18 protein-coding genes are annotated in these 14,806 nt (G+C 50.7%); all 18 read left to right on the top strand.

Annotation, left to right across the window (positions count from 1 at the left end):
* The first annotated feature begins 2 nt into the window (after positions 1 to 2).
* On the top strand, positions 3 to 272 hold the full coding sequence (locus PHR44_00300) for a hypothetical protein (GenBank protein ID MDD4909114.1): 270 nt from the start codon (positions 3 to 5) through the stop codon (positions 270 to 272).
* Positions 256 to 717, top strand: a complete 462-nt coding sequence (locus tag PHR44_00295; protein ID MDD4909113.1) for a hypothetical protein — start codon at positions 256 to 258, stop codon at positions 715 to 717. Before PHR44_00300 ends, PHR44_00295 begins: the two co-directional genes overlap by 17 nt.
* Positions 714 to 1,715 (top strand): ketopantoate reductase family protein, encoded by a 1,002-nt coding sequence (locus PHR44_00290; GenBank protein MDD4909112.1) that lies wholly within the window; start codon positions 714 to 716, stop codon positions 1,713 to 1,715. Before PHR44_00295 ends, PHR44_00290 begins: the two co-directional genes overlap by 4 nt.
* The gene (locus tag PHR44_00285; GenBank protein MDD4909111.1) at positions 1,700 to 2,284 is read left to right on the top strand and encodes a TIGR04076 family protein; all 585 of its coding nucleotides are present in this window, start codon (positions 1,700 to 1,702) and stop codon (positions 2,282 to 2,284) included. The genes PHR44_00290 and PHR44_00285 overlap by 16 nt, the downstream gene beginning before the upstream one ends.
* Positions 2,285 to 2,290: 6 nt before the next feature.
* Positions 2,291 to 3,553 carry a beta-ketoacyl-[acyl-carrier-protein] synthase family protein gene (locus PHR44_00280; protein MDD4909110.1) on the top strand — a complete coding sequence of 421 codons (1,263 nt, stop codon included), beginning with the start codon at positions 2,291 to 2,293 and terminating at the stop codon, positions 3,551 to 3,553.
* Entirely contained in the window at positions 3,550 to 4,785 is a 1,236-nt protein-coding gene (locus PHR44_00275; GenBank protein MDD4909109.1) for a beta-ketoacyl-[acyl-carrier-protein] synthase family protein, read from the top strand. The genes PHR44_00280 and PHR44_00275 overlap by 4 nt, the downstream gene beginning before the upstream one ends.
* A gap of 10 nt (positions 4,786 to 4,795) precedes the next feature.
* Complete coding sequence (locus PHR44_00270; protein MDD4909108.1) at positions 4,796 to 5,029, top strand: acyl carrier protein; 234 nt, start codon at positions 4,796 to 4,798, stop codon at positions 5,027 to 5,029.
* Positions 5,030 to 5,032: 3 nt separating this feature from the next.
* Positions 5,033 to 5,830 (top strand): cyclase family protein, encoded by a 798-nt coding sequence (locus PHR44_00265; GenBank protein MDD4909107.1) that lies wholly within the window; start codon positions 5,033 to 5,035, stop codon positions 5,828 to 5,830.
* Between the two features lie 17 nt (positions 5,831 to 5,847).
* Complete coding sequence (locus PHR44_00260) at positions 5,848 to 6,294, top strand: SRPBCC family protein (GenBank protein ID MDD4909106.1); 447 nt, start codon at positions 5,848 to 5,850, stop codon at positions 6,292 to 6,294.
* A 2-nt stretch (positions 6,295 to 6,296) separates the two neighbouring features.
* A complete protein-coding gene (locus PHR44_00255; protein MDD4909105.1) occupies positions 6,297 to 7,073 on the top strand; it encodes an SDR family NAD(P)-dependent oxidoreductase in 777 nt (258 codons plus the stop codon).
* A complete protein-coding gene (locus PHR44_00250) occupies positions 7,070 to 7,990 on the top strand; it encodes an amidohydrolase family protein (protein MDD4909104.1) in 921 nt (306 codons plus the stop codon). Before PHR44_00255 ends, PHR44_00250 begins: the two co-directional genes overlap by 4 nt.
* 17 nt (positions 7,991 to 8,007) lie before the next feature.
* Positions 8,008 to 9,468: a radical SAM protein gene (locus PHR44_00245; protein MDD4909103.1), complete on the top strand. Its 1,461-nt coding sequence runs from the start codon at positions 8,008 to 8,010 to the stop codon at positions 9,466 to 9,468.
* A 40-nt stretch (positions 9,469 to 9,508) separates the two neighbouring features.
* Positions 9,509 to 10,183, top strand: a complete 675-nt coding sequence (locus PHR44_00240; GenBank protein MDD4909102.1) for a GDSL-type esterase/lipase family protein — start codon at positions 9,509 to 9,511, stop codon at positions 10,181 to 10,183.
* A gap of 21 nt (positions 10,184 to 10,204) precedes the next feature.
* Positions 10,205 to 10,468: a 50S ribosomal protein L27 gene (locus PHR44_00235; GenBank protein MDD4909101.1), complete on the top strand. Its 264-nt coding sequence runs from the start codon at positions 10,205 to 10,207 to the stop codon at positions 10,466 to 10,468.
* 149 nt (positions 10,469 to 10,617) lie between these two features.
* Positions 10,618 to 10,806: a DUF2934 domain-containing protein gene (locus tag PHR44_00230; protein MDD4909100.1), complete on the top strand. Its 189-nt coding sequence runs from the start codon at positions 10,618 to 10,620 to the stop codon at positions 10,804 to 10,806.
* 45 nt (positions 10,807 to 10,851) lie between these two features.
* Positions 10,852 to 12,078 (top strand): hypothetical protein, encoded by a 1,227-nt coding sequence (locus PHR44_00225; protein MDD4909099.1) that lies wholly within the window; start codon positions 10,852 to 10,854, stop codon positions 12,076 to 12,078.
* A gap of 8 nt (positions 12,079 to 12,086) precedes the next feature.
* The gene (locus tag PHR44_00220; protein ID MDD4909098.1) at positions 12,087 to 14,114 is read left to right on the top strand and encodes a DUF1926 domain-containing protein; all 2,028 of its coding nucleotides are present in this window, start codon (positions 12,087 to 12,089) and stop codon (positions 14,112 to 14,114) included.
* Between the two features lie 15 nt (positions 14,115 to 14,129).
* A complete protein-coding gene (locus PHR44_00215) occupies positions 14,130 to 14,777 on the top strand; it encodes a DUF4912 domain-containing protein (protein ID MDD4909097.1) in 648 nt (215 codons plus the stop codon).
* Positions 14,778 to 14,806: the final 29 nt, after the last annotated feature.

The following is a 14,806-nucleotide window of genomic DNA, read 5'->3' as shown; positions in this document are numbered from 1 at the left end:
TTATGGCTGATAAGCTGGTTTGGGAAAAAGGCATAGAAGATAAATTCAGGCAGATCATCAATAAGATATCCCTGTTCCACAGGAGCATTGCCGAAGGATCCATCAGGGAAAGCGCGCAACTTTACGCTACGGAGCGCGGCAGCGCGCTGATAGAGGAGGTTGATGTGGTCAAGGCGATGTTTATGGGCGTGCCGGCGGCGTTTGCCGCCCCGATGAAGAAGATACTTGATGCGGTAGGCATTGATTACGCTAAATATGGTTTCGGCAAATAAATATTATTCCAATTATCACGCCAGGATAATTGAGGCGGGGATTGAAGGGCTGTTCCTTGAAATAGTCAGGTGGGGAGAGGCCGGATGGTGGCCTGAGAATTCCTTGATGAGGTTCAGCAAAACCACGGACGGCCCTGTTCGAGAAGGCAGCGAGTATATACAGAAGGTAGCGCTTCCGTTCGGCCCGTCGTGGAAAGCAGCGGTCTCTGAGATCAAGCAAGGCGAAAGCATAACGCGCAAATTTAAAGACGGATTTTTAGAGGGCATGGAAACAGTTTCTTTAAAGCAGATGTGCTGCCATAAGGTAAAGGTGGAATACGAGATGCTGTTTAAGGTCAGGGGATGGGCCAATAAGATCTTATGGAAACTTGTCTTTCGCGGATTACACGACAGGAATCTGGAAAACATTTTAGATAATCTTAAGGCGTATAGCGAGAAGAGATGAAAATAGCCGTAATAGGGGCAGGAGCGATCGGCGGGCTGGTTGCCGCCTATCTTAAGCAGAAGGGCAAAGACGTCTGTTTGATCGGACGGGCTGACCAGGTTGAGGCGATCAAGAATGGCGGCCTGAAGGTAAGCGGCGCGCGCGGAGACCTACGGATCGATCTTGATGCAGGCACACGCCTTGGCAGCCGCGCGGACCTGATCATCCTTGCCACAAAGACGCAGGATATAGAAGAGGCATATAGCCAGAACAAAGATTATTTCAGAGACACAACCGTTCTGACTACGCAAAACGGCGTAAAGGCGGACGAAATTATTTCGGGGTTCATCGGCCGGGATAACATCATATCAAGCATAGTTATGTTCGGAGCGACATATCTTAAAGCCGGCGCGATCGTGCATAATTTTGAAGGCAAGTGGATAGTTGGTAAACCCTATGGCGCCAACGGCACAATAGTACAGACAATAACCGATGAGCTGTCTTCTGCTTTTGAGATTGTTCAGAGCAGCGATATTGTGGCGCAGAAGTGGACAAAATTATTCGTGAATCTCAACAATTGCGTTCCCGCGCTCTGCGGCCTGAGTATGCAGGAGGTGTTTTCCGATATTGAGATGTGTAAGCTCGCGCTGGCGCTTCAGAAAGAAGCGTTTGAGGCAGTTGACAGGGCAGGCATAAAACCTGGCGCGCTGCCTGGTTTTGATATTGACAAGGCGCGCGGCCTCGCGTTTATGCCTGTTGATAAGGCAGCCGCGATATTTTCCGGCATTATGACCAAATTGAGCAGTGAGCCGCTCCATGGCTCAATATTGCAGAGCATTAAACGGGGCAGGCCGTCTGAAATTGACTATATCAACGGCCAGATAGCGGACGTAGCAGAGAAAACCGGCGTTCCCGCGCCGCTGAATAAAAAATTAGTTGAACTTGTGCATAGGGTAGAGAAGACAGGCGGATTTCTCACCAAAGAGCAGATCAAGGAGAAGATATGGAAAGCAGGGTAAAGTTTCCCAAGTTAAGATTGACCGTTACCAAACAAGGCGGGTATTGTTACCATAATTATAAGGTCGGCGACCAGCTGATACTTGATGATTTCACGCATCCGCCCAAGCATTTTTGCCTGGGGATGGCGCATTCGGTGTTCGCGCCCTGCTACGCCTTGACTTTTGGCGCTAAATTCCCTTTTGAGCAGAACCAACGTTCTATGCATACGACCTGCCCCGACGGCGGGAAACTGGAGTTTTTTACCGAGGTCCTTGATGACGCGGGCAAGGTTGAGGTTGTGCCTAAGAATCCCGATCACAAAGGCCCCAGCCCCAGGAAAATGATAATCAGCGTGGAGGAGGTCACCGGCAAATGCTTCTATGGTTATAAGGCGGGAGATAAATGGGAGACCACGGGCCTGCGCACCATTCCGAATTTCTGCGGGGCGGCGTTCCATACCCTGTTTCCCGTTTTGTTCGCGCTTAATTTCGGGGCAAAATTTTCCTTTATGGAAGATGAGAACTCTTTGAACACCATTACCTGCCCTGACGGAGGCAATGTCAGGTTCAGGGCAACCAGAGTGGAGTAGGCAGACATGAAGAATAGGCGCGTAGTTGTTACAGGCATCGGCTGCATATCACCCAACGGCATAGGCAAGGACGGGGTCTGGCAGGGTATGTCGCGGGGAAAGTCCGCCGTGAGAAAGGTGGACATGTTTGACGTCTCAATGTTCCATTCCCGGATCGCGGCATATTGCTACGAATTTGACCCCGTAAAGCTGGGGTTGACCAGGCAGGAGGCGGCGAGGATGGACCGCTACGTGCAGTTCGGCGTAACCTGCGCCAAAATGGCGGTTGAGGATTCAGAACTGGACTTTAAGAAAGAAAATCTTGAGCAGATAGGCGTGGTTCTGGCAAACGCCATCTGCGGCACCAAATATATGGAAGAGGAGTTCCTGCGCGTGACAAACCACGGCAAAGAGCCGATCGACCCTGCCAAGGCAAGCGACGTTCTCTACGACGCGGCGATGTTCAATACGCCTTCAAGCGAGATATCGGCGCGCTATCATCTGAACGGCTTGTGTGAAACCCTTTCTACCGGCTGCACCGCCGGCACGGACGCGGTGGGTTTTGCCTTTGAGGCGATAAGGGACGGCGAAGCGGATGTCTTGATCGCCGGCGCGGCAGAGGCGCCGCTTACCCCTATTACGTTCGGGGCCTTTGACGTGGTCAGCGTATTGTCCAACCGCAATGACCAGCCGGAAAAGGCGTCGCGGCCGTTTGATAACAAGCGCGACGGGTTCGTGCTTTCAGAGGGCGCCGGGGTTTTGATACTGGAAGAACTGGAACACGCCAAAAACCGCGGGGCACATATATACTGCGAGATCACGGGATTCGGCTCAAGCTGCAACGCCTTTCATATGACCGACCTGCCCCAAGACGGGGAGGCGATGTCTACTTGCATAAAGATGGCGCTGAAGGACGCGAAGGTCAAGCCGCGGGAGATCGACTACATAAACGCCCACGGCTCATCCACAAGGATGAACGATATCTTTGAGACCGGAGCCTACAAGACGATATTCGGCGATTACGCGTATAAACTTCCCATCAGTTCGTTCAAATCGATGATCGGGCATCCTCTGGCGGCGGCCAACGCCGTGGAGTTGACGGTATGCGCGCAGATATTTGAAAAGAATATCCTGCCTCCGACGATAAATCAGGAGGAGCCGGACCCGCAGTGCGACCTGAATTATATTCCCAATAAGGCGATGGAAAAAAGGGTGGATACTATTTTAAAAACCGCAAGCGGCTTTTCCGGCATACATTCTTCGCTTGTGTTAAAAAGATGGAGTAAATGATGAAGAGGATAGTGGTTACAGGCATAGGTATTGTCGCGCCCGCAGGCACGGGCAAGCGGCCTTTCTGGGCGAATATCAAGAACGGCCGTTCATTCGTGCGCGCCATCACCAGGTTTGACGCCTCAAAATATCCCTCGCGTATCGCCGGGCAGATCGAAGACCTGGATGCCTATTCTCATCTATCGGAACGCCTGCTGAAAAAAATAGACACCTTTTCCCATCTTGCCCTGATCGCCTCAGAACAGGCGCTTCAGGACGCGAAGATAGACGTGCAAAAGGAAAACCCCAATAATATAGGGATATTCATGGGCAACGCCATCGGCGGCTGGCTTTACGCCGAAACAGAGCTGCGCGATCTGTATATGGAGGGCCGCGAAGGCGTCAGCCCGTATATGGCATCTGCCTGGTTCCCTGCCGCGCCGCAGGGGCAGGTTTCCATCTATTACGGCATAAAGGGGTTTTCCAAGACGGTCGTCTCTGACCGCGCCTCCTCCCTCATGGCCATCGGCTATGCCAAAAAGACGCTGGAAAAAGACCGGCTGGATTTTATCCTCGCCGGAGGAATGGAGGCGCCGGTTACGCCTTACGCGCTGTTATGCTGCAACAGCTACGGCGCCTTAAGCGCGAATAACGCCGATCCGCAGGCGGCATACAGGCCGTTTGATGAAAAGCGGGACGGTTTTGTCATAGGCGAGGGCGCCGGCATTATGATCATGGAAAGCGAAGAGCGCGCCAGAAAAAGAGGAGCGCATATCAGCGCGTATGTGTCCGGATACGGGGCGACCTGCGACGGGGTAGACAGGATAAAGGCGGACGCCTCAGGCAGGCAGCTTGCGCGCGCCATAAAGATAGCGCTTCAAGGCGCCGGCATCAAGCCGCGGGAAATAGATTACATTTGCCTTGACGGAGCGGCTACTGTTGACGGCGACACAAGCGAGATCAATGCCATAAAGGATGTATTCGCCGAGAAAGCGGCAACCATTCCGGTAAGCGCGCCAAAGACCATGCTGGGTAATCTTCTGGGCGCCTCCGGCGCGGTTGACATTATAATCACCATACTGGCCATGGAAAACAGCATGCTTCCTCCGATGGTAAACCTGAAGGAGCCGGTTAAGGGAGCGGACCTGAATTTTATCAGAGATAAAGGCGTTGCCCGGGAGATCAATAACGCCCTGGTTATTTCCCGCGGCAGGGGCGGCATCAACTCGGCATTGATATTAAAGAAGGCATAGGAGGGTATCTATGGAGATTGAGACGCAAGTAAAAGACATGATAGTAAAATTGCTGGGGCTCAGGAACGCCAATATTGACACAGGCGCGAAACTTTACGAAGGCATCGGAGTTGACTCAACCGAAATGGTGGAGATACGTATTGCTTTAGAGAAGGAGTTTGGTGTAAAATTGGATGAGAAGGAGATCAGCAAATTCCAGTCCATCAAGGACATCGCCGCCATAATTGGCTCAAAAAAGGCATAGGCAATGAACATAATAGATTTAAGCATATCCATTGACGACAGCGCTCCCGAGGTCCATCCTTTCTGGATCGAGCGGCTGGGGCATAAGCCCGGGGTGCGCCATCTTAACTGGGTAATGATGAAAAGGACGCTTAAGGGCCGTCTGGATTTTCTTTTCGGCAAAAGGGTCATAAAGCCATCAGACCTGCCTGATGGAGAATTCCTCTCGCTTGAGACAGTGCATTCTCCGGTGCATATCGGCACGCACATTGATTACTCGTTCCATTACGGCAGCCAGTCGCAGGGAAGGCCGTCAAAGACAATAAATGAGCTTCCTTTGGAATGGTGCCTTTCCGACGGGGTGGTCCTGGATTTCACCGACAAGAAACCGGGAGAGGTCATATCCAAGAACGACGCGCGTTTTGCCCTGGAAAAGATAAATTATCAACTTAAGTCCGGCGATATCGTATTGCTGCATACGGGGGCGGATAAATTTTTCGGCTCAAAAGAATATTTGACGAATTATCCCGGAGTAGATCCCGCGGCCATAGGGTATTTATTGGACGCGGGAGTGAAGATAGTGGGCATCGACACTTTGGGCTTTGACCGGCCGTATAAATTCATGATGGCTGATTTTACGCGCACCCATGACGCGAGGCATTTATGGCCGGCGCACTTTTTCGGCAGAAAACGGGAATACGCGCACATTGAGCGGCTGGCCAATTTGGATGAATTGCCGGCGTCGGGTTTTAAGGTGGCGTGTTTTCCGGTTAAGATCAAAGACGCCGGCGCTGCCTGGGCGCGCGTCGTAGCGATATTATAAAACATAGGAGGACAATTATGGGGCATACATGCAATTCGATCGTGATCAACGCGCCTTATGACAGGATATTCGAGATCTCCAACGACATTGAACGCTGGACAGAGCTGTTTGGAGGAGAATACAAGAAGGCAGAGGTGCTCAAAAGAGAAGGCAATAAGATCACCTTCCGGCTTACCGATGACGAAGGCAAGTCCTGGCAGTCCTGGCGGCTGTTGTTCAAAGATGAATACTTTACCTATTCCGAGAGAGAAGAGCCGAAATTCCCTTTTAAATATATGAAGATCGTCTGGCTTTATACGCCGAAGCAGGCAGGCACCCTGCTGACCTGGATACAGCATTTTGAGATGGACGATAAGGCGAAGTTCAACGATGAGCAGGTGGAGGGCTTTATTAATAAGCATTCCAAAGATAACCTGCTGATATTTAAAGATGTCATAGAAAAGGAAGCCAAAGTCAGGAGATGAATATGAGCGCAGAGTTGAAAGGAAAGACAGCCATAGTTACCGGCTCAAGCCGCGGCATAGGTAAGGCACTGGCCTCAACCGCGGCAAGTTTAGGCGTTAATTTAGCCCTCGCCGCCCGCGGAGAGGGGCCGCTTAAGGAAACCGCCGCGGAACTGGCGAAGAAATACAAGGTAGAGGTCCTGGCCGTGCCTTGCGATGTGACTAAATTAGAGGACCTGGAAAATCTGGTGAACAAGACAAAAGAGAAATTCGGCAAGATAGATATCCTGATAAACAACGCCGGGGTTTCCAGCCAATACCCCTTTGAAAAACAGCCCTTTGAGGACTTTGAGCGCCTGGTGCACACGAATTATTTAGGTTATGTACGGATGATCCGTTTAGTTATCAACGATATGATTAAAAATAAATCCGGCGCCATCATTAACATGGTATCCGGCTCAACGCTCTGCGACCCTTTGCCGAGGAACTTTCTGGTTTATAGTTCGCTTAAGGTAGGCCTGCGCGCGTTCTCCAAGGGGTTATTCTGGGAGCTGCGCGACCACGGCATCAAGATAACCTCAATACTGCCGGGCGTGACCGACACAGACCTTACCGGTAAACTGAAAGAGGTGACCGCCAATACCTCGCGGCTTATGACTACCGAAGCCATAGAAAACGCGGTGAGGTTTGCGCTGACTGTGCCGGCAAACGTCTGTCCGCTGGAGATCGCGGTGATAAACCAGCAGACGCCCTGGACCGCTCCGGTGATACCGTTTAAGCAGGAGCATCCCGATAAATGAGCATAAACGATGGCCACTCGCACTGGCTGCCGAAAGAGATAGTAGAGAACGCCTCGTTCTTTCATCCTGCCTGGTCAGACATCGGGACGCAGATCAAGGCGATGGGCGCAGCCGGCATAGAAAAGGCGTTGCTTACCTATCCTACCACGGACGCGCACCTGCATACGGAAGGCGGCTGGCAGGGTATAGCCGCTATTTTTAATAACGGCGTATCGGATATAGTAAAGAAATATCCGGACAGGTTTATCGGCTCATTTATCCTGCCTTTCGGCGAGCCGGAGTTGATGCTTAAGGAATGCAGGCGCGCGTATAAGGAACTGGGCCTGAAGGCCCTGTCTCTTGCCTCCAGTTATAACGGCGCTTATCTGGATGAGGAGATATTCTTTGGCGTGTATGAGTTTTGCCGGAAGAACAGGATACCCATCTTTGTGCATTCACAGATCATAGAGCCCATCGGCTCAGAGCGCGTTAACGACCCGCTGCTTGGCCCTGTTATTGAATATGTTTTTGACCTGACAATGTGCGCGGGTAAACTTATGATGTCCGGGGTATTTACAAAATTCCCCGACTTGAAATTCGTATTTGCCCATTTTGGCGGGGTGCTGCCGTTTATCAAGGAGAGGTTTGATACGACCTACAATATGCTGCGCGGGATTAATCTCGTTAAGGATTTAGGCGGGATGCCTTCTGAGATATTGAGCAGGATTTATATTGATACATCCGGCTGCAAGTCGGCCTCTGTTTTACAATGCGCCTTAGAAATGTCAGGCAGCGCTCGTATGCTTTTCGGCTCTGACTGGCCGGCGAACAGGGCCCTGCAGGGCTCTATTGATGTTGTTCGAAATTCAGGATTACAAGAAGAAGAAAAAGAGAAGGTTTTGTCCAAAAATTTTTCGGATATATTGAACCTTAAATAGGGAGGAGGATCAAGAATATGAAAATATTATTCGTTATGCCGAAGGTCGGGGCATGGGCAACGCACGGGATCCACAGGTCGCCGAATCAACTCTACGCGCATTGGGCCAGTTTCGCGCGTGAGCGCGGATACAGCGATGTCGCGGTTATTGACGGCAGGGCCCTGGAAATACCCATGGACCAGTTGATCGAACAGGTGAAGGCCAAGAAACCCGATGTTGTGGTCATGGGCGAACAGATACATGGCTATGGCGGCTACGGCGTTTTACGCCACTTCAAAGAAGCAGCCCAAAGAATAAAGGCCGCGCTCCCCGATGTAAAGATAATATTGGGTGGATTATGGTATTCGGCTATGCCTGTTCCCACGCTTGAGGAGAATTCCGCCGTGGATTTTGTGGTTATGGGTGAAGAGGAGTCGTTCGCGGATCTGCTCGAAGCTATAGATAAGAAAAAAGATCCGTCAGGCGTGGGCGGGGTCACCTCGCGTATTAACGGCAAGATCGTAATGGGCCCGCATAAGGCGCTGATGGCTGACCTGGATAAGCTGCCGCTTCCGGCATACGATCTGTTCCCCATGGATAAATACGTGGGCCACACCCACTGGAAGCCGTTTGTCGATATGATCACTTCGCGGGGATGCCCTTCTGCCTGTACTTTCTGCTATGAATGGGACCAGTTCGACCCGCGCTCGCCGTCTGATTTCCTGAAATGGCGCGCCAAGAGCCCGGAGAGGGTCATTGAAGAGCTGGAGGTTTTGCACAAAGAATACGGCGTTAAAGTCGTGGTCATACAGGACGATAATTTTAATGTTGACCCCGCGCGCGTAAAAAGGTTCTGTGAATTAAAGAAGAAAAAGAACATACCGATTAAATGGGTCTCTTTAGGCAGGGCTGTTGATTGGGTGAATTGCGAATCTATCCTTCCTTTGATGAAAGAGACGGGCCTGTTTATGGGCGTATTCGGGATAGAGGTTACCACGCAGGAAGAGCTCAAGAGGATCGCTAAAGGCACGACGATAGATCAGATCAAAAAGACCATTGAGATACTGCGCAAGAACGATATCGCGATCGTCGCCGATATCATGATGGGGTTTGACTATGACACGGAGGCGATAATCAAGCAAAGGTATGAATTTACCGACGAAGTTGACCCGGATGTCTTATGGGTCGGATATGTCACCCCCGCTCCGAATTCTCCGATGTGGAAGATAGCGTTAAAGAAAAACTGGATAGACCCCAGGAAGGTGGACTTCAGCACCTGGGATTTCCTTCATCCGGTCATTCCCACAGACCACCTTTCTATTGAAGAGTTGGGCCGTTTGGGTTCTTGGTGCATGCGCGAGTTCTTCTCCAAACCCGGGCGCATTAACCGTATCATGGAGAGCAATTTTGATATACTCGCCAAGTTGTGTTTCCAGGACGTTATGGCGGGGGTCGGTAAATGGGAGGCAGGGGCGACAAAAGGAGAGGTGCATATTTAGCAAAATATTGCTATAATAGTGGCCGGGCTAAAGGATGAGCATGGCAAAAAAACATAGATTGTTGGGCGGGGCAGTGATCGGGCTTATTCTGGTATGTCTGCTTTTGATCTCCGTGCTCCCCGAGTATTTCCGGCAGGACTACGCGAATATTAATTCGCGGGGAAAGAATATCATCTGTTTCGGGGACAGCATAACCTTTGGCTTCGGTGCGCCGGCAGGGCAAAGTTACCCGGATTTCCTCTCCCAGAAAATAGACATACCGGTGCTCAATGCCGGAGTTGAGGGGGATACGTCCACCCAGGCGATGTTCCGGATCTATTCCGATGTGCTCAGCCGCGACCCGCTGCTTGTGATCATAGAATTCGGCGGCAATGATTTCTTAAGAAGCGTGCCGCCCGAAAATACGGTCGCCAATATAGAAAATATGGTAAAGGCGGTAAACGGCGCCGGCGCGATGGTGGCGCTGGTAGAATTGAGCACAAGGAACATTATGAAGAGGCATTCGCAGGAAATAAGGCAGCTTGCCAGGAAGCATAATTGCATACTTATATCCGCTATCTTAGACAAGATAATCGCCGATCCGTCTTTGAAAAGCGATTTTGTCCATCCCAACGCCCAGGGGTATAAGGCGATAGCTGAGCGCGTCTACCGCGGCATAAGGCCGGTGTTGAACAGGAACATAATTTTGAGGGAGCAGCCGGGCTTAACGAAGTAAACTAAGAAAGGAGCAATCAAGATGTCAATAGGAGTCGGAAAGACCAAACATTCACAGCATTACACGGATATAAAGGGGCTCAAGGTCACAAGCGGGCAGCTCGTCAAAACAGGGACGATCCTCACCCGCGAAGGGAACAAATGGAAGGCCGGGATCAATGTCAGCGGCAGGAATACGCTTTATGCCTTGACAAGCGGCGAGGTTTATTTTAAATACAAGAAAGGCGGCCATAATAAATGCCAGACCTTTATCAACATAAAGGAGAAGAAGGAAAAAAAGGGCTAACCGGTAGCAAATAATGGCGTTTCATCCCTAAAAAAATACTTGATAATACTTCGCTTAGGGATATAATAAATCTGTAAAATTGTCGTATAACAAGCAGCGCGTGGCATTATAATCAATGCCATTGGAGGAAAAGGAGGGGGGAAATGGATATGGGTAACAGAAGAATGTTCGGAAGGAGCAAAACGAACAACCGCAGCACTAACCAGAACGAGTTGTTTTCAAAGATCCAGCAGAGGGCATACCAGATCTATGAGAAAAGGGGCTTTACCCACGGCAACGATATGAAGGACTGGTTAGAAGCCGAGCGTCAGGTCAAAAGAGAGCTTTCCATAAAGTAAAGGCCTTCAGGATATTTTGATACTATCAGACAGGTATCAGGAGAAATGATATACTGGGCCCCCTTTTTGCACCTTTACCAGCCGCCTACTCAATTCCATGAGGTCTTAAAAAGGATATGCGATGAGTCCTACCGGCCTCTTTTTAAGGTGCTCGCGGCGCACCCTCACGCGAAACTCACGATAAATATCTGCGGCGTGCTCACAGAGATGCTGGATGACCACGGCGCCTCCGACGTCATAGCCGCCATAAGGCGCCTGGCCGAACGGGGCCAGATCGAGTTTGTGGATTCGTCAAAATACCACGCGATACTTCCTCTCATCCCGCCCAAAGAAGCGCAAAGGCAGATAGAATTAAACAACAGCGCCAACCTCAGGTTGTTCGGCGAGTCATACCGTCCCGCCGGATTTTTCCCGCCGGAGATGTGCTATTCTGACGCGGTCGCGGAACTGCTTTGCGACATGGATTATAAATGGATGCTGATCAGCGGCATCGCCTGTCCGGGAGAGTGGCCCATGGATTTTGTCTCCGAGGTTAGCTTTGGCCCGTCTAAGATCAGCGTGTTTTACAGGGACGATATTATAAGCAATAAGATAAGCTTCCGCAACCTGGATGCCGGGGGGTTTATCGCCGAGCTGATCAATCTATCCGGAGATAAAGAAGATACCTATGTTATAACAGCGATGGACGCCGAGACATTCGGCCATCATATCCGCGACTGGGAAAAGCTGTTCTTGTCGGAGGTATTCGCCATGACAGAGTCAGGCGCCGCTAAAGATAAGGTTAAGATCGTCAGCGTAAGCGAGGTCATGGAGAAGTTTCCCGCGAAGGAGTCAAGGCCGCCTCACCCGTCTTCCTGGAGCACGACAAAGGAAGACATGCACCATAAGAATTATTATATCCTCTGGAAAGACCATCATAATCCCGTCCATGAACTGCAGTGGGAGCACCTTAAGATATGCTTTGAATTAACGGGGCGCGCCTTTGACATGGCAGATAAGGACGCCGGCAGGCGTTTCTATGAGGTGGCAAGGGCTGTCCTGGACAAGGCCCTGCACAGCTGTCAGTTCTGGTGGGCCAGCCGAGGCCGCGGCATGTGGGACATCAATATGATCAACAGGGGCCTTATGCTTCAGGAAGAGGTCATCCTTAACGCCTACAAAGCCATAAAGTCCTCAGACGCCTCCGAGCAGACCAAAAAACGGCTCTACCGCAAAGTGCCTGTCGCCAGGGATATCGCCGATAAAATACGGGATAAATTGCTTTTTATGTAGGGAGTGTTATGGCTAAGGTCTATCTCGGCATGGCTGTCCATTTCCATCAGCCGACAGGTAATTTTAAGTATGTTATCGAGAGGGCATACCGGCTCTGTTACTCGCCTTTTTTAAACACCCTGTCGCGTTATCCGGAGATAAAAATGACTTTCCATATCTCCGGATGCCTCCTGGATTATTTTGAAGAGGAGCACAGCGAGATCCTTGACCTGATAGCGGGCATGGTTTCATCCGGGCAGATAGAGATGATGTCGGGCGGATATTACGAGCCCATACTTACGGCCATACCCGAGAGAGACATCACCGGCCAGATACGGATGATGTCCGATTATATAAAGTCAAGGTTCGGGACGGATCCACGGGGGATGTGGATACCGGAGCGCGTATGGGAGCCGTCGCTCGCCGGCCCTATCCATAATTCCGGCATACGTTATTCTATCCTGGACGACAATCATTTCCTGAATTCAGGCGTGGGCAAGGAAGATACATTCGGGTTCTTTTTGACGGGCAGGGCAAAGGAAGCCATAGCCGTTTATCCCTCCGATAAACAGCTGCGTTATATGATACCTTTCCGGCTTCCGCAGGAGGCGATAGATTACTTCAGGTCTAAAGCCGCGGGCAGAGAAGGGATCATCTTTGTCTACGGAGATGACGGCGAGAAATTCGGCGAATGGCCGGGCACGCATAAATGGGTTTTTGAAGAGTTCTGGCTGGAAAACTTTTTCAAGGCGCTTCTTCAGAACCGTGATTGGATAGAGACGATAAAACTCTCGGATCACCTCAATAACAATCAGCCGTTGGGCGCGCTCAAGATCAACCCTGGTTCATACGAGGAGATGATGGAGTGGTCGGGCGGCTCCTGGCTTAATTTTCTCTCCAAGTATCCCGAGACAAACCAGATGCACAAAAAGATGCTTTATGTAAGCGCCAGGATCAACGGCCTGGAGAAGAAATGCAAAGGCGATGCCGCCAGGCAGTTGAAGGAGGCAAAGAAAGAACTGTATAAGGGCCAGTGCAACTGCGGCTACTGGCACGGCGTGTTCGGCGGGCTTTATCTCTATCATTTAAGGAGCGCCGTATACCAGCATCTTATAGCGGCGGAGAAGATCACCGACGGCATCCTGCACCCGAAAGGCGCGCCCTGGCTTGATATTAAACAGATAGATTTTGATTCAGACGGGAAGAAGGAGGTTATAATAGAAGACAGGGATCTATTTGTCTGCCTTGACCCGGACGAGGGAGCCGTTATCAAGGAGCTGGATTATAAGCCGCTTTCCTTCAATCTGCTCAATACGCTTTCAAGGAAGAAGGAGGCGTATCATCATAAGATATTGGAGGCGCTTCATAAGGAAGGCAGCGCTAAGGTAGCGACGATCCATGAGGACTACAAGACAGTCGACGCGGGCGTCACAGAGCATCTTGTTTACGATAAATTCCCCAGATACTCCCTGAGAAATTATTTTGTCAGGGACGGCCTTCGATTAAACGATTTTATGAATTCTAACTATGAGGAATTAGGGGATTTTGCCCGGGGTGCCTATACTGTCGTAAAGAAGGACAGGGCAGTTATCTTAAAGCGCGGGTCAGATGTGTTGTCTTCAAAGATAGATCTGTCAAAGCGGATAGAGGTCAGATCCGGAGCGGAAATAGAGGTTTGCTATACGCTTAAGAAGACGGGGGATCTTGATGTGGGCGCGCTTTTCGGCCTGGAGCTTAACCTTACCATGCCCTATCTGAACGCGGACAGATATCAGTATGTTTCTGACGATAACGCCTGCGCGGGCATCAAGGCATCAGGCGCGGCCTACGCGCCCGCGAGATTCGGCATTAAGGATTTTCAGGAAGGATTCAGCGTCAGCTTATTGTTTTCCCAGAAACCCTTGGATGTCTGGTATTTTCCTGTTGAGACAGTTTCTCAGTCGGAGAAGGCATACGAGCTGAACTACCAGTGTTCCTGCATATTCCCCAGATGGAAGCCGGACTTCAGCAGGGGTAATGACTGGAATTTAAGGGTTAAATGGTGTATACTTAAATGAGAGAGGGTGATAAATATGGCTGAGCAAAACGGCTTTAATCAGGATCAGACGCAGGTAGAGATCGCCAAATTCAAGACCTTCCGTAAACAGAAGCATATCTCGCGCAAGATCGATCTTCCCTGGGAATACGGCAAGGACAGGATCGTGGCAATGGTCAGGGACCCCTGGTGGATCTTTGCTTACTGGGAGATAACGCCTCAGAGGGAGAAGGCCGTAAGGGAAGAGATCGAGAAAAAGGGCCAGCATTTTGAGCGGTCTGTTATCCGCGTATACGACATCACTGGCCTGGACAGCCTTGATACCTTAGCCAGGGCGAAATATTTTGATATAACGCTCAAGAATATGGCGCGTAACTGGTACGTGGATGTCGGCGCCCCCGAAAGGCGGGTGTTGGTTGAAATAGGCATTGTCAGCCGGGAAGGGGGTTTTTACGCGCTGGCGCGTTCCAACATCGTAAACACGCCGCGTTTCGGCATATCCGACATGCTTGATGAAGAATGGATGCTCTCCGAAGAAGAATATATGCGGCTTTTCGGCGCCTCCTGCGGCATAGACGTGGTGGGCAAGAGTTCGCTTGAGTTACAAGAGCTTTTTCATAAGCGTATTGAGGAATGGATATCCTCCGGCGGTGTATTCAGCCTGGCAAGCCATATGTTGAGATAGGTTGATCATCCTGCCTCTTAAACTCGTAT

This window comes from Candidatus Omnitrophota bacterium, assembly GCA_028707125.1.
Lineage (GTDB): Bacteria > Omnitrophota > Gorgyraeia > Gygaellales > JAQTUX01 > JAQTUX01.
Note: the sequence above shows the minus strand (reverse complement) of the source record. Positions and strands in the feature narration are given on the sequence as shown.